The sequence below is a fragment of the Tardiphaga robiniae genome (assembly GCF_001618955.1).
Classification (GTDB): domain Bacteria; phylum Pseudomonadota; class Alphaproteobacteria; order Rhizobiales; family Xanthobacteraceae; genus Tardiphaga; species Tardiphaga robiniae_A.
The window spans coordinates 1-18,083 of sequence record NZ_LVYV01000055.1; the positions used below are offsets into that span (position 1 = coordinate 1).

General features: G+C 61.3%; 15 protein-coding genes. 8 read left to right on the forward strand and 7 right to left on the reverse strand.

What is annotated here, in order from left to right:
- The first annotated feature begins 590 nt into the window (after positions 1-590).
- Positions 591-1,961, forward strand: coding sequence for a TIGR03808 family TAT-translocated repetitive protein (locus A4A58_RS26885; protein WP_068738038.1), 1,371 nt, complete (start codon positions 591-593; stop codon positions 1,959-1,961).
- Here A4A58_RS26885 and A4A58_RS26890 read toward each other — a convergent pair.
- The 4 genes from A4A58_RS26890 to A4A58_RS26905 all read right to left on the reverse strand — a co-directional run bounded on the left by A4A58_RS26890 (position 1,958) and on the right by A4A58_RS26905 (position 6,019).
- Positions 1,958-2,473 carry a TIGR03809 family protein gene (locus A4A58_RS26890; protein WP_068738040.1) on the reverse strand — a complete coding sequence of 172 codons (516 nt, stop codon included), beginning with the start codon at positions 2,471-2,473 and terminating at the stop codon, positions 1,958-1,960. The genes A4A58_RS26885 and A4A58_RS26890 overlap by 4 nt on opposite strands.
- A gap of 407 nt (positions 2,474-2,880) precedes the next feature.
- Positions 2,881-4,638 carry a S8 family serine peptidase gene (locus tag A4A58_RS26895; RefSeq protein WP_244499881.1) on the reverse strand — a complete coding sequence of 586 codons (1,758 nt, stop codon included), beginning with the start codon at positions 4,636-4,638 and terminating at the stop codon, positions 2,881-2,883.
- An 80-nt stretch (positions 4,639-4,718) separates the two neighbouring features.
- The gene (locus tag A4A58_RS26900; protein ID WP_068738044.1) at positions 4,719-5,453 is read right to left on the reverse strand and encodes a hypothetical protein; all 735 of its coding nucleotides are present in this window, start codon (positions 5,451-5,453) and stop codon (positions 4,719-4,721) included.
- On the reverse strand, positions 5,450-6,019 hold the full coding sequence (locus tag A4A58_RS26905) for a sigma-70 family RNA polymerase sigma factor (protein WP_068738046.1): 570 nt from the start codon (positions 6,017-6,019) through the stop codon (positions 5,450-5,452). The genes A4A58_RS26900 and A4A58_RS26905 overlap by 4 nt, the downstream gene beginning before the upstream one ends.
- Before the next feature lie 576 nt (positions 6,020-6,595).
- On the opposite strand from A4A58_RS26905, the gene A4A58_RS26910 reads away from it, so the two are divergent.
- From A4A58_RS26910 to A4A58_RS26925, 4 genes are all read left to right on the forward strand, one after another.
- Positions 6,596-7,720, forward strand: a complete 1,125-nt coding sequence (locus A4A58_RS26910) for a GGDEF domain-containing protein (protein WP_244499882.1) — start codon at positions 6,596-6,598, stop codon at positions 7,718-7,720.
- Positions 7,721-7,789: 69 nt separating this feature from the next.
- Entirely contained in the window at positions 7,790-8,902 is a 1,113-nt protein-coding gene (locus A4A58_RS26915) for a DUF2336 domain-containing protein (RefSeq protein WP_068738051.1), read from the forward strand.
- Positions 8,903-9,092: 190 nt separating this feature from the next.
- A complete protein-coding gene (locus A4A58_RS26920) occupies positions 9,093-10,067 on the forward strand; it encodes an NAD-dependent epimerase/dehydratase family protein (protein ID WP_068738053.1) in 975 nt (324 codons plus the stop codon).
- Entirely contained in the window at positions 10,064-11,392 is a 1,329-nt protein-coding gene (locus A4A58_RS26925) for a flavin-containing monooxygenase (RefSeq protein ID WP_068738056.1), read from the forward strand. The genes A4A58_RS26920 and A4A58_RS26925 overlap by 4 nt, the downstream gene beginning before the upstream one ends.
- Before the next feature lie 40 nt (positions 11,393-11,432).
- Here A4A58_RS26925 and A4A58_RS26930 read toward each other — a convergent pair whose 3' ends face one another.
- On the reverse strand, positions 11,433-12,071 hold the full coding sequence (locus tag A4A58_RS26930; protein WP_068738058.1) for an NrsF family protein: 639 nt from the start codon (positions 12,069-12,071) through the stop codon (positions 11,433-11,435).
- 2 nt (positions 12,072-12,073) lie between these two features.
- The gene (locus A4A58_RS26935) at positions 12,074-12,619 is read right to left on the reverse strand and encodes a sigma-70 family RNA polymerase sigma factor (protein WP_068738060.1); all 546 of its coding nucleotides are present in this window, start codon (positions 12,617-12,619) and stop codon (positions 12,074-12,076) included.
- A 331-nt stretch (positions 12,620-12,950) separates the two neighbouring features.
- Here A4A58_RS26935 and A4A58_RS26940 point away from each other — a divergent pair, with 331 nt between their 5' ends.
- Together A4A58_RS26940 and A4A58_RS26945 are read left to right on the forward strand one after the other, a co-directional pair.
- A complete protein-coding gene (locus tag A4A58_RS26940; RefSeq protein ID WP_068738062.1) occupies positions 12,951-13,634 on the forward strand; it encodes a hypothetical protein in 684 nt (227 codons plus the stop codon).
- A gap of 76 nt (positions 13,635-13,710) precedes the next feature.
- Positions 13,711-14,490: an enoyl-CoA hydratase gene (locus A4A58_RS26945; RefSeq protein ID WP_068738064.1), complete on the forward strand. Its 780-nt coding sequence runs from the start codon at positions 13,711-13,713 to the stop codon at positions 14,488-14,490.
- On the opposite strand, the gene A4A58_RS26950 is transcribed toward A4A58_RS26945, so the two are convergent.
- A complete protein-coding gene (locus A4A58_RS26950) occupies positions 14,487-16,337 on the reverse strand; it encodes an acetyl-CoA hydrolase/transferase C-terminal domain-containing protein (protein ID WP_068738066.1) in 1,851 nt (616 codons plus the stop codon). The genes A4A58_RS26945 and A4A58_RS26950 overlap by 4 nt on opposite strands.
- A 384-nt stretch (positions 16,338-16,721) precedes the next feature.
- On the opposite strand from A4A58_RS26950, the gene A4A58_RS26955 reads away from it, so the two are divergent.
- Positions 16,722-18,083: a TolC family outer membrane protein gene (locus tag A4A58_RS26955; RefSeq protein WP_244499883.1), complete on the forward strand. Its 1,362-nt coding sequence runs from the start codon at positions 16,722-16,724 to the stop codon at positions 18,081-18,083.

Genomic DNA, 18,083 nt, shown 5'->3' on the forward strand with positions numbered 1-18,083 from the left:
CCATGGCAACGCGCAAGCAACCGAAAAAACACCGTATGCGGAACGTCGGGCAATCGCTCGGCGCCTCCGAAAGTCCTGATGCATTATCCTTGCGGAAGACCGCATTCGCATCAGGCCCAAGGGTGCATCGGGCACCCGGCGTTCCGCACGCCCTCTCACAAGGGGGTAGGAATGCAAGCGACGACGGCGCCCCCGCGCCGCAAACAATGGGGGTGATGACGCATGTCTGAAGAGCAGTGGCTGTTTGACAGTTGAATCTGTGATGGCGCGATGGAGGCGCCGCACCCACAGGTGTCATCCCCGGGCTTGACCCGGGGATCCAGCTTGGCCCGCACACCGTCGCACAAGACAAGGTGGATGGCCGGGTCAAGCCCGGCCATGACGTGGGGAGAGGCCTGGGATTATTGCGAAGCTCGCTTCGCGCCATCCGGCCATGACGACCGGGAGTGATGCACCCGCTCTTACCGTTCCATATGTCAGAGCATCATTAACCCTACCCTGCACATTCATCGCGGCCACTCTCGCCTGGCAACGTCACGCGCATCATCTTGCGTTACGTCATCAGCGGACATCCACCGGGACCTTGAACCATGGACCTGCATCGCCGCCATCTGTTGACTGCGTCCGGCGCAGGTCTCGCCGCCGGCGCATTCGCCGTATCGAGCGATGCGGCACGCGCCGCCCCGCTCACCTCGACGCTCGGGCGCGACGCCACACAATATGGCGTGCGCGCCAACAGCCAGGACGACCAGACCCGCGCATTGCAGCGCGCCATCGACGAGGCGGCACGTGCGCAGGCACCGCTCGCATTGCCGCCCGGCAACTATCGCACCGGCATGCTCAGGCTCGCGCGCGGCTCGCACATCATCGGTGTGCGCGGCGCAACGACCCTCACCTTCAGCGGCGGCGCGTCACTGCTGTCAGGCGAAGGCGCGGACTATGTCAGCCTCAGTGGCCTCACGCTGGACGGCAACTTCGCCAAACTGCCGCCGCGGCGCGGGCTGCTGCACATGGTGCAGGCGCGCGAACTCCGCATCATCGATTGCATCGTTAGCAATAGCGGCGGCGCCGGCATCTGGCTGGACAACGCGGCGGGCGCGATCACCGGCAATACACTCACCAACATCGCCACCACGGCCATCGTCTCGTTCGATGCGCAGGGCTTGATCGTGGCGCAGAACACCATTTCCGGCGCCAGCAGCAACGGCATCGAGATCCTGCGCACCGCCATCGGCGATGACGGCACGCAAGTGATCGACAATCGTATCGAGGACATCAAGGCGGGTCCCGGCGGCTCCGGTCAGTATGGCAACGCCATCAACGCCTATCGTGCCGGCAATGTCATTGTGTCCGGCAATCGCATCCGCAATTGCGATTACTCGGCGGTGCGCGGCAATTCGGCATCGAATATCCACATCACCGGCAACAGCGTGTCGAGCGTCCGCGAAGTCGCGCTCTATTCGGAATTCGCCTTCGAGGCTGCGGTGATTGCCAACAACACCGTCGATGGTGCGGCGCTCGGTGTCTCCGTCTGCAATTTCAACGAGGGCGGCCGCATTGCCGTCGTGCAAGGCAATATCATCCGCAACCTGATCCCGAAGCGGCCGATCGGCACAGCGCCCGACGACGATGCCGGCATCGGCATCTATATCGAAGCCGACGCCAGCGTGACCGGCAATGTCGTCGAGAACGCGCCGTCCTTCGGCGTGATCGCGGGCTGGGGCAAATATCTGCGCGATGTCGCCATCACCGGCAACGTGGTGCGCAACAGCTTCATCGGCATCGGCGTATCGGTCGCGCCGGGAGCCGGCACCGCGCTTGTCAACAACAACATGATTTCAGGCGCACCGCGCGGCGCTGTGGTCGGCCTCGATCATGCAAAGCCGGTCACACCTGACCTCACCGCCGATGGCGCGCAGCGCTATCAGCAGGTTGCGGTGTCCGGCAACACAGTGCGCTAAAGCGCCGTCCGCAGCATCGGATAGCGCGCGCTCATGACCAGAGGATCGAGCGCCTTCTGCCAATCCAGATCTGCCGGCGTTACCGCCGCCTGCCGAGGCGGCGCCTGCCGCAACAGGGTTTCGATCGGGATCAGGACCGGCGAAGCCGCTTCAGCCACTGGCTCAATGTCGGGCTGCAAGGGCGCAGGCGCAGCGACGGCCAGGGCTGCGACGGCAGCAGGCCGTGGTGGTTCAGGGGCGCGCGGCGCCCGGTAGATCACACCTTCCGAAGACAGCACGCGCCTCACGGCGGCAGTCTCGCCCTCGACCATCAGCCGCCAGCGTTCAACCGCTTCCTTGGCTTCCTGAATATTGTCGAGAAACTCGGCTTCACTGTGAAAACGGCGCCACCGCCCGCTCTCGAACAGTTCTGTCAGGTAATCCAGCCGGCTCTCGGCAAGAGCGCACCAGCGCTGGGCCAGTGGCCGACCGATGCCGGCATGCGGGTAAGGAAAATTCAGGTGAGATGACATGGAAATGTCCGCAAGAGAAAAAACGGACGCAAAGCAACAAACGAATCACTCACCAATACTTGGAGAGTTTCTGTGGAAAAGTTTTCGGGGTCCAGCGCAATGTGGTCAAACTTGGACAATTGCGTTGGAAACACGAGAGAAAGCCCCGTCAAACCTGAGGTATTGCAGTCAAGCCTTGCTTGAGCCTTGCTCGATGCCGGGCCATGCACCGGCAATCTATGACCTGAAGGTTAAAATTTTTGGTTAACAAAAACGAAAGACCCGCCCGGGGGGACAACCGGACGGGTCAAGCTATACCGGCGCGAATGTTTGGGCGCATGCGCCGGATATGGCCTCGTTGGGGAGGGAATGCCGCTCCCACATCCATATGTCCGGTCCACCCGGACAAACGTTCAACGATCAGCGGATTATTTTTGGACGTCTGACGCCATCGCCGGCGACGACGCCTCGACCGCACGCGTCGCCGGCGCCGGCGCCGGCGCGGTGACGACAACAGGCGTCACAGGCGCAGGCGCTGTCGCCACGGGTTGCTGAGCGCCCTGCACTGCCGATACCGCACTATAGGCATCCGCCGCTCCGGCACCGAACAGGTCATCACGGCCGGGTGCACCAAGATCACGCGCGGTTGTCATCAGGATGCTGCGGATCTCGTTCGGCCGCAGTTGCGAATTGCGCTCGATCATCAATGCGGCGAGCCCGCTGATATAAGCCGCCGAGAACGAGGTGCCGGACGTCATCTGGTACTTGTTGTCCGGCGCGGGCAGGAAAATATCGACGCCCGGTGCAGCCACCGCGATGTGGCTGCCACGGTTCGACGCGGCGAACAGCCTGTCATACGCATCGGTGGCACTGACGGCGATCACGCTGGGGCTTGCAGCGGGATAAAGCGGCGGCGATTTCGGCCCGGCATTGCCTGATGCTGCGACCATCACGATGCCCTTGCTGGCGGACGCCGCAATACCGCGCTCGATCAGCGGATCCTGCGGGCCGGCAAAGCTCATATTGATGACCTGGGCGCCATTCATTGCCGCGTGGTTGATACCCTTGAGGATCACGAAAGACGAACTCTCCGCACCGCCCTGCGAAACGCCAAAGGCACGAATGGCAAGAATGCGCGCGCGCGGCGCGCTTCCCATCAGCCGCGCATGCGACACGATCGCGCCCGCAATGCCGGTGCCGTGCACATGCGCCCCCTCCTTGCTGCCAAGCGCATCGAACGAACCCACGATGGCGTCAGCGAGTTCGGGATGGGCGACATCGATGCCGGAGTCGATGACAGCGACAGTGACATTGGCGCCAGCCGACAGTTTGTGCGCCTCGGGCAGACGAAGTTTTGCCAGCGCATATTGCGCGGGATCGCCCTCGCCCAGCACTGGTGTCGTCACCTGATCCTGCAGCACATAGCGGAAGTTGGGCTGCACGGCCCGCACGCCCGCCTCGGCGCGCATCTGGGCCTCGACAGTCTCGACCGAACGGTTGTCGGTGATCCGGAACAGGCTGATATTGGCGCCTATCAGCGGAAAATCCTGCGACGACAGACGCTCCAGGCGCAACCGCTGCGCCAGCGCAGAAGCCTGATCGGGCGTTAGCGCGTCGTCGAGTTCGGCGACGATCTGCCGTGGGACATAACGCGTGTTCAGGGCTGCCTGTGGGCCATTGCTGCGCGGTCCACCACCGGCATTCTGGCTGCGCGGCGTCGGGCCGCCGCCACCCAGATCTGCAACGAATGGCTTCTCGTTACACTCGCCGGATGTCGCGCGATTGGCATAGGCGCAGCTCGGATAGGTGTTGGGGGAATAGCGTACATAAGGAATGGTTGGCAGCACGCCCACGATCTTCGGCGGCGGTGTGCGCCCTGGCCGCGAGGATATGGGCGGTGTCCGGCTGGCTGTCGTCCCGATCGCCGCACCGCGCGGACCGACGCTGGTGATACCGACGCGACCAGCAATGGGTCCGCGGCTCGCGATACTCGGACCGCGGCCGGCGATGCGGCCCGCACCGGCAGCGATGTTCGGATTGATGCGCGGCGTTGTGCTGGGAGAGATCGTGGGAACGCGCGAGCCGATATTGAGGCTCGGCGAGCGCATCATGCTCTGCGCGCCAGCGACCGAAAGGCCGATCGGACATGCGACTGCGAGCGAAAGCACAGCGGCCGTGCATTTCATCATTGGTCCGGAGGCACCACGATCATGTCTCATGGAACAGGCCTCGCACGCACAATGCGGATCGGATCAACCGACGGCGCCTATTGCGCCTGAACCGCCATGCTGACGATCTTCTCGTTCTCCAGCCGGCGGATCAGCCCGGCGATCTGGTCCTTGGTCATGGCGCGATTGCCGAACTGCAGCCGGAACAGCCCGTCCTTGCCGCTATCGACAATCGTGCCCTGATAGCCATCGAGCAGCGCTGTGATGTCAGACACCCGCGCAGTCGGCGCAAAACGGACGAACAGGCGCGTCGCGGCTTCTACCGAGGCCGGTGCCGGCGCGAGCGACCGGGTGACAGCGGTCGGTGCACTCGCTGACGACGGCGCAGCTTCATAGGACGCGGTCTGGAATGTGCGTGTGTCGCGCTGCATCAGCACGGTGCCGATGACACCCGCCTGTAGCATGATCGCGAGCGCGCCAACAGCGGCCGAAGCCGCCAGCGTCCGCGGCGAAAGCGATGCGAAAAATCCGGAAATCCGCGCCGACAGACCGACCGATGTCGATCCGCTGCGCACCGGCTCGGCGTCAATCGCAGCAAACAGCTTCTGCATCGCCCGTGAAGACGGCGCACCGAGGCTCTCATTGAGGCCAATGGTCTCCGCGTATTCTTCCTGGATCACGGCATATTGCTTCGCCAGTTCCGGATCCTTGGCCAGCGCATCATCGACGCGGCGAGCATCACGCGCGTTGAGCGTGCCCGCGGCGTGCCAAGGCAGCAATGCCTCGATCTCGCCTGGCTCCTGGGTCGGCACTTTGTTGCTCATCGCCATCATGGCCAGCCTCGTTCAATGCCGGCTGCCTTGAGCAGATCGGCTAATTTCTTGCGCGCATAAAACAGGCGCGTCTTGACGGTATTCTCGGGAATTCCGACGATCTCGGCCACCTCTTCCACGGACTTCTCGTGGTAGTAGACGAGATCGACGATTTCCCGATGCTCGGGCGAAAGAGATGTCAGGCACTTCCGCAACGCGTCACTGGTATCCTTCTTCTGAACCGACACTTCGGGATTATCGGACGTATCCTCGATCGCGTTGGCCGTCTCGTCGTCCAGTTCGGCGTCCTTGCGCTTGCGCAGCGCGGACAGCGCCTTGAACCTCGTAATCGCCAGGAGCCAGGTCGAGACTGCGGAGCGACCCTCGAATTTGCCCGCCTGCCGCCACACATCCAGGAACACCTCGCTGATAAGATCCTCAGCAATCTGTTCGTTCCGCACCAGCCGAAAGCCGAAGCGAAACACCCGGACATGGTGCCTGCCATAAAGCACCTGCATGGCAAGACGGTCGCCTTGCGCAATCCGGGCGATCAGAACCTCATCCGATGCCGCCTGTGTTGCACTCACTGCCCGTCTCGCAAGGTTGGTCTGAATGAGGATGTAAGAGGTTCGATTGACAAGATAAAATCTTCTCGAATGGGCAGGAATATACCGGTCGCGGCTGTTTTAACCGCACCGAACGGGCTTTTACCGCCCTCTTCTTGGGCGGAACGGGTAACAGGTAGCATGATGCTGGGGCATTTCCGACCCGAACGCCAGCGATTCACACGGCAACCTTACCAAGTCGTGGCTTCCGGAACAGCCTTGAGACGGCGGAACCGGCATTTTGCAGCCATACCCGGAAACCCTCCTAAGTGGATACCGTAACTTGTCCTGGCGGCCTGTCCGCCACATCAAGTCAACTCGCCCGGGCCCGTCATCGGCCCGGGCATTTTTACTTAAATAACAAAGCTATGTTTGCTATCCTCTGGCGGTCCCGCAGCATTCGATCCGTCAACATTTTGTCGCCGAGAGCAGCGAATGAGTAGCCGGTTACCGGATTTGGCTCACGGCAATAGATACCAAACCTAAAGGCTTTGAGCACTAGAGTTCCGTCAGCGAAACCCATCGATGGGCTCAATGACCGCAGCCGCTTCATCAGTCTTGAATCCAGTCAACGGCGACTTCGAAGCCGTCGATGGAGAGCTGCCGACGGATACGCTGGCGCGTCGCTTGAGGCGTCGGCGTCAAATGCTCGCACTGGCGGCTGCCAGTCACGCCGTCAACATCGCATTGCTTCTCGTGTTCCTCGCCGCAGGCACGGTCGACGGCACGATCATCGCAGCCTATGCCGGCTGCGCTTTTGTCTCTGTCCTGATCTTCCTCGCGATCTCCGAAAGCGGCCTGACGGACGGCTGGCGCGATCACTTCTTCGCAGCGCCCTACACGGCTGTCACTTACGCACTTCTGCTCGCCTTCGTTTACATAGCGCCCAATGTCGCCGTCGTGTTTCTCTGCGCATTGTTTCTTGTGGCCAATGTCATCGCCCTGCGTACCTCGCCCCGTGAAGGTGTCGGCGCCTGGAGCGTCATGACCGGCGGCCTCGCACTGCTGTATTTCTTCGTCGACCTGCCCTTGACGCTCCCCTCTGGCAACTCCCTTGAGCGCTTCGGCACCTTGCTGACATTCTCGATGACCATCGCCCGCAGTATGTTCATTGGCATTTTTTCCAGCTCGCTACGCGACGCGCTATTTCGACGCCGCGTTGAACTCGAGGCCGCCTACAAGCGCATCGAAGAGCTAGCAGAACTCGACGAACTGACGGGGTCATTCAATCGCCGCTGCATCATGCGACTGCTTGACGATGAAATCATTCGGGCACAGCGCAGTAATACGCCCTGCACCGCCGCGCTGATTGATCTCGACTGGTTCAAGCGGATTAACGACAATTTCGGGCATCCGACCGGCGACGAAGTGCTGCGAACCTTCGCCATCACCATTTTCGCCAATATCCGCAGCATCGATAAATTCGGCCGCTATGGCGGCGAGGAATTCCTGCTGGTGCTGCCGGACACGCCGCATGACAAGGCCGTGCAAATGCTCGACCGTTTGCGGGGGATTGTCGAAGCCCTGGATTGGAGCGCATTTTCCGACGGCTTGATCGTGACGATTTCGGGCGGCGTTGCGACATTGGGTCCGAACGACACGCCAGACACCTTACTCGCACGTGCCGACAGCGCACTCTACGCCGCCAAGGAGCGCGGACGAAATCGAATTGCAAGCGCCTGAACGAATTTCACGAACCCTGACTGCAACATATTCGCGGCAGGACACGATTAGAATTACGGGATTTGATTTATGTCTTCGAAGTCGCCGCTATCGGCAAATTTACTCGACGAACTTGACGCCGCACTGGCCCACGGAACGGTCGCACGGCGCGTGGAAACGCTGCGCCGCGTCACTGATCTGTTCGTCAATAACGCCGTGGATTACTCCGACGCGCAGATCGCAGTGTTCGACGACGTTTTCGATTGCCTGCTGATGCATATGGAAGCGTCCGCAAAGGCCCTTCTGGCCGAGCGACTGGCGCCAATCTCCGTTGCACCGCCCCGGGTCGTCCGGACCCTCGCATTCGACGATCTGATCGAGGTCGCCGCCCCCGTGCTCTCCCAATCGGAGCAGCTCGATGACCATGCGCTGATCGAAAATGCACGCATCAAGAGCCAGGACCATTTGCTCGCGATTTCGACGCGCAAGGTCCTGAGCGGCGCCCTGACGGATGTTCTCGTCGAACGCGGTAACGACACCGTCGTCACCAGCACCGTCAACAACCGCGGCGCCGACATTTCGGAGCGCGGTTACAATACCCTACTCTCGCGCGCTGACGGCAACGATACGATTGCGACGTGTGTTGGCCTGCGTCCCTCCATTCCGCGCCACCACTATCTGAAGCTCGTCGCCAAGGCGTCGGCCTCGGTCCGGGCGAAGCTGGAAGCCGCACGCGTCCACCACACCGCCGACATATCGCTGGCGGTTCAGCAGGTCGCGTGGCGGGCTCGCTCCGCACCAGGCAGCATCAGTCAGCAGACCATCATTGCCCACGGTCTCGTGCGCTCGCTATTTGAAGACGGTCGGCTGGATGAAAACGAAGTGGCGAAATTCGCCGAAGCCGGCAAGTTCGACGAGGCTAACGCCGCGCTCGCCTGCCTGGCCAACGTACCGAACTCCGTCGCGGAAACCATGATGATCGAATCCCGCAGCGAGGGCATTTTCATTCTGTGCAAGGTCGCGAATTTTGCATGGAAGACCGTCAAGACCATCATCAACATGCGCGAGCAACTCGCAGGAACGCAGCTGTCTGACAGCACGACCGACCGCGAGACCTATGAACGCCTGCGCATCTCCGCGGCGCAACAGGTCCTGCGCTTCCACCGCATGCAGCAGGCGACGTCCGAAGCACCTGCCGCCTGACGATTGTCAGTCGGCGTGTTTTCACGCGGATGGCTGCAGTCTGGCCATTGCGACCGAGGACCGCAACGCCAATTGCGCTGACCTGCCATTCCGCCAGCAGGCATCGACTTGCCGGTGAAGGCGCTGATAGTGATGCCTCAATCGCGGCGACCAACGCCGGAATGGGTTGGCATCAAGCAGGGCGGAATTCATGCGGGTCTTGATCACAGGCGCCGGTGGTTTCATCGGCAGAACGCTCACTTCTGCGCTTCTTCAGGCAGGCGCGCTCACCAATGCTGCGGGCACAAGCGGGACAATCGAGGAGCTCCTCCTTCTCGACACACATTTGCCGCCAACATCCGACCCACGTGTGAGGCACTTGCAAGCCGGCATCAACGCACCCGATACGCTGAAGCAGGTCGCTGCGTGGAAGCCCCATAGCGTGTTTCATCTCGCCGCTGTGCTAACCAGCGCCGCAGAACAGGACCCGGCACGCGCGCTGGCCGTAAATGTCTCGGCTCTCGCGGAATTGATCGATGCCGTCGGCGCCAAGGATGCTCCGCCCCGCCTGATCTTTCCAAGCTCGATCGCGGTCTTCGGTGGGCTATTGCCCGATCATGTCGATGACGACCACTTGCAGCGTCCACAAACGTCCTATGGCACGCACAAGGCCATCGCTGAATTGATGCTGGCCGACGCCACGCGTCACGGGATGGTCGATGCACGTGCCCTGCGCCTGCCGATCGTATTGGTGCATCCCGGCCCGCCGACACAGTCGGTATCGGACCGTATCGCGGGCATCGTTCGTGACGGCGTCACTGGCAAACCGTCGATTTGCCCATTGCGCGCTGACACGAAAGTGCCGGTCGTCTCGGTCGAGACCGTTGCGCAGAATTTGATCACGCTTCACAATGCCGATCCGGTCAAGATGCGCGGCAAACGCGTGCTCAATCAGCCTGCCCTGACGATCAGCATGGAAGACATCATTGAATCGATCGCACGTGTCACCAACACCACGCCGAACGTGACATATGCCCTCGACCCCGATCTCAAGAAGATCGTCGATAGCTGGCCGAAAGGCTTCATCTCCACCCGCGCGCCATCTGTCGGCGTCGTCGCTGACAAGAGTTTCGAGGACATTGTGAGCCAGTATCGCCAGCATCTTGCCGAAAAATCTGCTGCATGACCGAGCCTGCAATCGACATCTGTATCATTGGCGCCGGCTCCTCCGGCATTGCCGTTGCCAAGGCTCTTCACGACAAGGGACTCAGTTTCGATATCTACGAGAAGGGCTCAAACGTCGGCGGAATGTGGCGCTACGGCAATGACAATGGCCTGTCCTGCGCCTATCGCAACCTGCATATCGACACCAGCCGCGACAATCTCGGCTATTCCGATTTTCCGATTCCCGCCGACAAGCCCGACTTCCTGTCGCATCAAGAGTTGCTGGAATATCTGGAAGCCTATGCCGATCGGTTTGGCTCACGAACCCGCACCCGCTTCAATTGCGAAGTGACCTCGGTCGAAAAGACCGATGACGGTTGGCACGTAACTACACATGAGGGCTCGCGCGCATACAAGACAGTCATTGTCGCCAATGGTCATCTCTGGGATCCACGCTGGCCGACATTCCCTGGCACATTCAACGGCACGGCGATTCATTCCAGCCAGTATCGCACCGCGCAGCCATTCGAGGACAAGAAGGTGCTGGTCGTCGGCATCGGCAATTCGGCCGTCGATATTGCTGTCGATCTCAGCAAGCGTGCGTACAGCGTTACGCTGTCGACGCGGACCGGCGCCTACATCATGCCGAAGTACATGATGGGTATTCCGGTTGACCGCTGGTCGGCCTTCTTCGCGCGCAAACTGAAATTCCCGACACTGCTGACGCGCATGATCATGGCACGTCTGATCTATCTCGCTGTCGGGGATCAGACCCGCTTCGGCGTGCCAAAGCCGAAACATCCCATGTGGCGCGAACATGCGACGTTGAGCCAGGAGTTGCTGCCTTATATCGGCCATGGCTGGATCAGCATCAAGCCGAACGTCACCTCGCTGGAGGGGGACGCCATCGCCTTCGCCGATGGCACGCAGGAGAGCTTCGACGCGGTGATCTACGCTACCGGTTACAAGACCAGCTTCCCGTTCCTCCCGCCCGAGATCTTCTCGGTGCCGGAGGACGGCGGCATGGTCGATCTCTATCGGCGCATCGCACCGCCGAACCGGCCCGGCCTGTTCTTTGCCGGATTGGTCCAGCCCATCGGGCCAACTATCCCGCTGGTCGAAATCCAGGCGCGATGGATTGCATCCGTACTGACCGGCAAGGTCGCCCTGCCCAGCCCCGGCGATATGGCACTGGAGGTCCGTGACTTCCACCAGAGAAAGATCAGCACCTGGCTCAATTCCGCGCGCTACACGCTCGAAGTCGATTTCAAGGACTATGCCGGCGAGTTGAATGGAGACATTGCCAAGGCTGCAAGCGGGCGTCCGGCGGCTATGGCGTCGGCCTGACCGGATTCATCATTCGCTAAACGCGTGGCTCTCGCGCCGCTCAATAGCGCAGTACTTTCGAACCGACAGCTGCCCCCAGCGCCGCCACGACGAGGGCTGCGAGCGTGTACCAGGTCGCCACAAACAGCGGCGAGTCGTCCGCGCAATGCGCGGCGTAAAACGTCGCCCCTAGCCCGGCTGACATCAATCCCGCGAGCGCACCGGCAACGGCGGGGCGTGACGGCGCGCCGTGGCGCAGCGCGATCATCGCGCCGCCGAGGATCGGCAGCGACAGCAACGTGATCGCCGCCGAACATACCGACGAGTTTTTGCCGATGATACGCACCATCATCGGCGCGCGTTGCGGCATCGTCATTTCGACGATCAATGCGATGATGAGAATGAACGGCGACAACAGCAGCAGCCAGACCCAGCGCCCCAACGACGCTTCCGGCTTCGATAGATGAACGCTGATCACAATCGCGGGAATCGCGAGCGCCAAGGTCACCAAAAACTTGGTATCGAAAAACGGATTTCGCATCGCCGACATGAAATCCGGACGGATGCCGAGCGTTACCAGCAGCATCGCCGCCGCCACCGGCAGCGCGACCAGCAAGGCCATCGCGAGCTGGGTGCTGACCGGACGAGCACGGTGATCATGATCGGCAGCCAGCGTTTGAATCAGGCGATCGGTATCCATGGTCAATCCTTCCGCAGCTTGGCTGCGAGGCTCGCGAGCCCACGATGCAACGCCACGCGCACGGCGCCTTCGGTCATCGACAATTTCGACGCCGTATTCTTGATGGATACGCTGTCCACCGCGATCGATCGCAACACGTCGCGCTGCCGCGGCGGAAGATCGGCGAGATGATTGGATATCTCGACGGTGGGCAATGTTTCAGCCGGCGGCTCGCTCGGAATCGTTTCGGCAAAATCGTCGATGTTGACGAAGATCCGACGCCCGCGCCGGCGCAGCGCATCGATCAGCTTGTTGCGGGCGATCGCAAACAGCCACGGCGCGAATGGCGCGTTCGCGTCCCAGGTCTGCCGCTTCAAATGCACCGCCAGCAAAATGTCCTGCACAATGTCCTCGGCCTGATCGGGCGGCTGGCCAGCCCGTGACAGGCCCTGCCGCGCTCCGGCGCGCAGCACGGGCGTAACCGACTTCAGCAGGCGATGATAAGCAACGCTATCCCCTGCATTGGCCGACCGCATCAGATCGGTCCATTCGTCGTCACGTCCGCGCACGCGCGCTCCTAAAGCCAATTCGGCGGATAATTCAGTTTGTTACGCCAGCTGAGAGAAAAATCACGGAACCGTGAAACCCTTGCCTGCGCCCCAACCCCGAGCCGAAGATTTCAAAGACATCTGGCTCATAACATCGAACCGTCAGAGTGACATCCGTCTCCTTGATTTCAAAGGCAGATTTTTGCTGACGCCTGTGGACACGATGACTGCGGCTGTGTTCATGCCCCGTTTTTGCCGGACTCGTCCGAAGATTCCCTTTTTTTGCCCCGGTGTGAACACCTGCGCAGTTTCCCTTGCGGCCATTGGGGGCCGGTATTTTGGGGAGATTTCCATGAACATCAGAGCCAGCGGGCGTGCGGCATTGGTCATCGCAGCCGGATTGTGGATCTGCACATCGGCACCGCTTCACGCGACCGAAAACGATGCCCCGGCATCCGAGCCGGCCGCAGCGGTCGGCAGCGCCGTAGACACGTCCGCCGAACCAGCAGCGAAGGCCACCAAGCACCGCAGTGCCAGGAAGAGCGAAACGAAATCGCGCAAGTCCGACCGACAGGCAACCAAGGCGTCGAAAAAGTCGGCTGATGAGGACACTGCCAAAATGGAAGACGCGAAGCCGGGAAGCAGCGATACCGCCATCCCATCATTGGTCGCCAATGCGAATGCGCAATGGCCCTCTGAGACCGCAGCGACCAACACCTACAATATGTCATCGCAAGCCGGCAGCGCGCTTGGCCAAATCGGCGGCCAGCAGGAACAGCCCGCAACGACCTTGCCGGATTCCGGCGCCAGCAATGCGCAGCTCGTTGCCGCTGACCAGCTCAACGACCTCGATCGTGCCATCAGCAACGACAAGCCGCCGCTGACGCTCGCAAAGGCCACCATCGATACGCCGGCACCGGAAGTCGCCAGCGAGAACAGCACGACCTGGGACAAGACCTCCCTCGTTGGTAAGATCTTCATCGCATTTGGCGGTTTGCTGACCATGGCCTCCGCGGCCCGTATGTTTATGGCTTGAACCCCATCCCCCGAGCGGGCAAATTGCGCGGGGCCGCCGATCCTGGCGGCTTCGGCAAAAATCCGCGGGATGGAACATGAGCAGCTACGAACACCTCATCGTTGAGCGCAAAGGCGCGGTCGGCATCATCACGCTGAATCGCCCGAAGATGCTTAATGCCCTTTCTTTCGGTGTGTTCGGCGAAATCAAGATCGCCATCGACGAGCTGGAAGCCGACATCGCCGTGGGCTGCATCATCGTGACCGGCAGCGAGAAAGCATTTGCCGCCGGAGCAGATATCAAGGAGATGCAGCCAAAGAGCTTCATCGACATGTTCTCCAGTGATTTCACCGCGATCGGCGGCGACCGTGTGGCCACCTGCACCAAGCCAACAATTGCCGCCGTGTCAGGCTATGCACTTGGTGGCGGCTGCGAGCTGGCGATGATGTGTGATATCATGATCGCAGCGGACACCGCGAAGTTCGGCCAGCCGGAAATCACGCTTGGCACCATTCCCGGCATCGGCGGCACCCAGCGCCTCACACGCGCCATTGGCAAATCGAAGGCGATGGACCTCTGCCTGACGGGCCGCATGATGGATGCGGCGGAAGCCGAGCGCTCCGGTCTCGTCAGCCGCATTGTCCCGGCCGACAAGCTGATGGAAGAAGCCATCGCGATGGCGGAAAAGATCGCCGCCATGTCGCGCCCAGTGGCGACGATGGCGAAGAACGCCGTCAATCGTGCCTTCGAGACGCCGCTCACCGAAGGCCTCAAGGTCGAACGCGATCTGTTTCACGCGACATTCGCGCTTGAAGACCGTTCAGAAGGCATGGCGGCATTCATCGAGAAGCGGAAGCCGGTCAACAAGAACCGCTAGGCTGAGCCGCTGCGCGCGAGCGCAGCGGATACCAGCACACGATAGGCGCGTTCGGCCCATGTGGCCGGACGATCGAGCCCGAGCCGCGCAAGCGCCGCTTCATCTGACGCACTCGGTGCGCGTGTCATGCCCTGCCAGAATAGGCCTGCGAGCTGTTGTGGCGACACCGATGCCGCGCTCAGTATCTGCAGCGCAGGGATCAGGCGCTGCTCCACGGCAGTGAAATCGCTGCCAAACGGGAACATGGGCAGAAGACCGGCGTCCCGCGCCGGCCTGAGCGCAGCGGAAATCCGCTCAGGTACATTGTCACGATACGCTGCAGGAATGTCATAGCTCTTGAGAAGCTTTCCAGCCTCCTTGGCCCACTGCATCAGTTCCGGCTGAAAGCGCGAGTCCGACACCTGCAGCATGGCCGCGATGACGTCGGCATCCGATTTTCCGCGCAGATCGGCGACACCATACTCTGTCACGATGATATCGCGCAGGTGTCGCGGGATCGTGGTGTGACCATAACTCCAACGAATATTGGAAATCGGCTTCTTGCCCATGCGTGTGGATTCGAGAGTCAGGATCGAGCGCGCGCCGTCCAGAGCGAAAGCCTGTGAGACGAAATTGTACTGCCCGCCGACCCCGCTCACGACCTGGCCGTTCTCGAGACCGTCGGAGATCGCGGCGCCCATCAGCGTCGCCATCATCGTGTTGTTGACGAAGCGTGCATCGACGCGCGCACGGCGTTTGGCATCTTCATCACCGTAGAGTTCGTTGGTGAATGACACCGGCATCATCTGGATCTTCGCCAGACGCTCCGGCGCCATGTCGCGCAGCGCCTGATAGAATGCATTCGGCCCAAGAAAGAACGCGCCATGCACGATGGTGCCATCCACCTCGCGCTTGAGAATGCCGGCATCGATCAGGCCGAGAAATGCTTCGAACAGCATTTCGCTGACGCCGTAGAGGCCGCGTTCGAACGTCGCGGCTTCCTTCGGAGGCGCGTCGGGGGCAAGACGCTGCATCAGATTGAGGAACGCTGCATTGTCGCGGTGGCGAACGATCAGGCCCTGCGCCAGCGCATCGCCCACTTGTCCAATGCCGATTTGCAGCGTGCCACCGTCGCGCACCAGGCCTGCAGCGTGTAATCCAATCGCGTATTTGGTGTCGTTGACCGGTTCGGATGGGGGCGCAAACAGCGGAAATTCAGTCTCCGGGCTTTCGAGTACCGCGTGAAATTCATCGCCGGCAAGATCACCCTGCCCCGGCATGAAGGGCAGCTCCGAATTGACCTGACCTATCAACTTAAACGAGACGCGACCTTCATTGCGCGCGCGCATGAGATCCAGCGTGGTGTCGGTATTGCAGCTCAGGCTATAGCGCGCGGCGCCGTTAACGACGCGCTTCGACACCAGTTGCGTGATCACGTTAAGGCCGCGCGTCAGAAGATAGGATGACGCATGGGTATAGTTCGCTGAAATATAGTGCTGCTGCGCATCGGCAACCCGCAGCCATTTTCCCGCGAGGAAGAAGAATTCGTTGACCTGAATGTTTGGCGGAAGCTCGCCTTTGTGAAGCGCCGTTGCATAAGCAAGATCGGGATAGCCACCGAACAACCGCTCGATCACCGGATTGATGAAGCGCTTCTCCAGCTCACTGGACGGCTTCGGCTTCTCCAGGGTGAGCGCGGAGAAGAAAGTCAGCTTGATGCTGCGATCGGCCAGCGCGCGCTGATAGAGCGCATTGATGATATGGTTGGCCTTGCCAAGCCCGAGCGGCAGCCCGACCACGAGCGTCGTCCCGACGTCGCGAATGATGTCTTCGGCGATGGCGTCGGGATCAGTGAATATCTTGGGCATAAGTATTCCGGCTGGGCAGGATCGGCAACTCCTCAGCGCGATCGCGGAGCAAAGCCGGACAGAGTTACCACTGCGTGCGGTTATTCAGAAATGTGCCCGACATGCAACACACGCGGCCATGTGAAGCGGGTTTATTCGTCGCATTCACGGAGCGCCCCATCCACTCTAGGGTCCTGATCAATCAAGCAAATCGGGGCAGCCAAATGCCCTGTGGGGAAAGCGCAAAAGCCCGGAGGTTCTTCGCCGGATGGTTTGCCTGCAAAGGCAACGCCCTCTAAACATACCTAGACGTCAGCGGGGGCGGACGTCCGAAGATTACTTTGGGATAATATGGTTCGTCACGGCATATTTGGCCTCGTCGCAAGACGCGCGCTTCGGACAGGCATGGCCCTGAGCCTGATTGGCTATGGCATTTTTGCTGCGGTCGATGCCCGTGCCGAAACAGTGTCGGAAGCCCTTGCCAAAGCCTATCAGTCCAATCCGCAGCTGAACGGCGAACGGGCTCGCCAGCGTGCCACCGATGAGAACGTTCCGCAGGCGATGGCCGGCTACCGGCCTCAGGTGGCAGCCACGCTGAGCTATGGCCTTCAGGCCGTACGCAACCTGCTCGTGGACAACACCATCCAGGGCGCAACGCTAAAGCCATGGACCATCGGCGTCACGGTCACCCAGACGCTTTATAACGGAAACAAGACAGCCAACAGTGTCCGCGTCGCGGAATTGCAGGTTCAGTCCGGCCGGGAAGCGCTGCGCAATGTCGGCCAGGGCGTGCTGCTGGACGCTGTCGTTGCCTATACCAATGTTCTCGCCAACCAATCGCTGGTCGAAGCCCAGCGGACCAACGTCGCCTCCCTGCGCGAAACCCTCGGCATCGCCCAGAAGCGGCTCAACGCCGGGGACGTCACGCCCACCGACACGTCACAGGCGGAAGCGCGTCTGGCGCGTGGCCAAGCCGATCTCAACGCCGCCGAAGTCAATCTCGCCATCAGCCAAGCGACTTATGCGCAGGTGATTGGTGCTACGCCCTCGCGGCTCAGTCCGGCCGAACCGATGGATCGGCTGCTGCCGCGCAACCGCGACGATGCCGTCAATCAGGCCTTCAAGGCGCACCCCGCAGTGCTGGCAGCCGGCTACGATGTCGATGTGGCGACCACGACGATCAAGGTGGCGGAGAGCAGCCTGTTGCCTACTCTGACGCTGCAGGGCAGCGCCAGCAAATCCAGCCAATCGGATCCGACGCTTGGCACTTTTGGCACCGACCAGGCTTCGATTGTCGGCCAATTGACTGCGCCGATCTATGACGGCGGCCTCGGTGCTGCGCAGACGCGCCAGGCCAAGGAACTGTCATCGGTCAGCCGCCTGGTGCTCGAGCAGGTCCGCAATCAGGCCCGCACCGCAGTCGTCGGTGCATGGGTGTCAAATGAAGGCGCCAAGACCGCGGTGAGTGCCGCGGAAGCCGAAGTACGCGCTGCTGGCGTTGCACTACAGGGCGTACAGCGCGAGGCCCAGGGCGGTCAGCGCACTACTGTTGACGTCCTGAACTCACAGCAGGACCTCGTACAGGCAAAGGCACGCCTGATTGGCGCGCAGCGCGACCGGGTCATCGCATCCTATTCGCTGCTCAGCGCAATCGGCAGGCTGGATGTGAAAACGCTTGGGCTGAACACGCCAGACTATCTGCCAGAAGTTCATTACCATCAGGTCCGCGACGCCTGGCACGGGCTGCGCACGCCCTCGGGGCAGTAA

Coding starts and splice junctions, on each gene's coding strand:
- A4A58_RS26885 (WP_068738038.1), top strand. CDS start 591: ATGGACCTGCATCGCCGCCATCTGTTGACTGCGTCCGGCGCAGGTCTC.
- A4A58_RS26890 (WP_068738040.1), bottom strand. CDS start 2,473: ATGTCATCTCACCTGAATTTTCCTTACCCGCATGCCGGCATCGGTCGG.
- A4A58_RS26895 (WP_244499881.1), bottom strand. CDS start 4,638: ATGAAATGCACGGCCGCTGTGCTTTCGCTCGCAGTCGCATGTCCGATC.
- A4A58_RS26900 (WP_068738044.1), bottom strand. CDS start 5,453: ATGATGGCGATGAGCAACAAAGTGCCGACCCAGGAGCCAGGCGAGATC.
- A4A58_RS26915 (WP_068738051.1), top strand. CDS start 7,790: ATGTCTTCGAAGTCGCCGCTATCGGCAAATTTACTCGACGAACTTGAC.
- A4A58_RS26920 (WP_068738053.1), top strand. CDS start 9,093: ATGCGGGTCTTGATCACAGGCGCCGGTGGTTTCATCGGCAGAACGCTC.
- A4A58_RS26925 (WP_068738056.1), top strand. CDS start 10,064: ATGACCGAGCCTGCAATCGACATCTGTATCATTGGCGCCGGCTCCTCC.
- A4A58_RS26930 (WP_068738058.1), bottom strand. CDS start 12,071: ATGGATACCGATCGCCTGATTCAAACGCTGGCTGCCGATCATGATCAC.
- A4A58_RS26940 (WP_068738062.1), top strand. CDS start 12,951: ATGAACATCAGAGCCAGCGGGCGTGCGGCATTGGTCATCGCAGCCGGA.
- A4A58_RS26945 (WP_068738064.1), top strand. CDS start 13,711: ATGAGCAGCTACGAACACCTCATCGTTGAGCGCAAAGGCGCGGTCGGC.
- A4A58_RS26950 (WP_068738066.1), bottom strand. CDS start 16,337: ATGCCCAAGATATTCACTGATCCCGACGCCATCGCCGAAGACATCATT.
- A4A58_RS26955 (WP_244499883.1), top strand. CDS start 16,722: ATGGCCCTGAGCCTGATTGGCTATGGCATTTTTGCTGCGGTCGATGCC.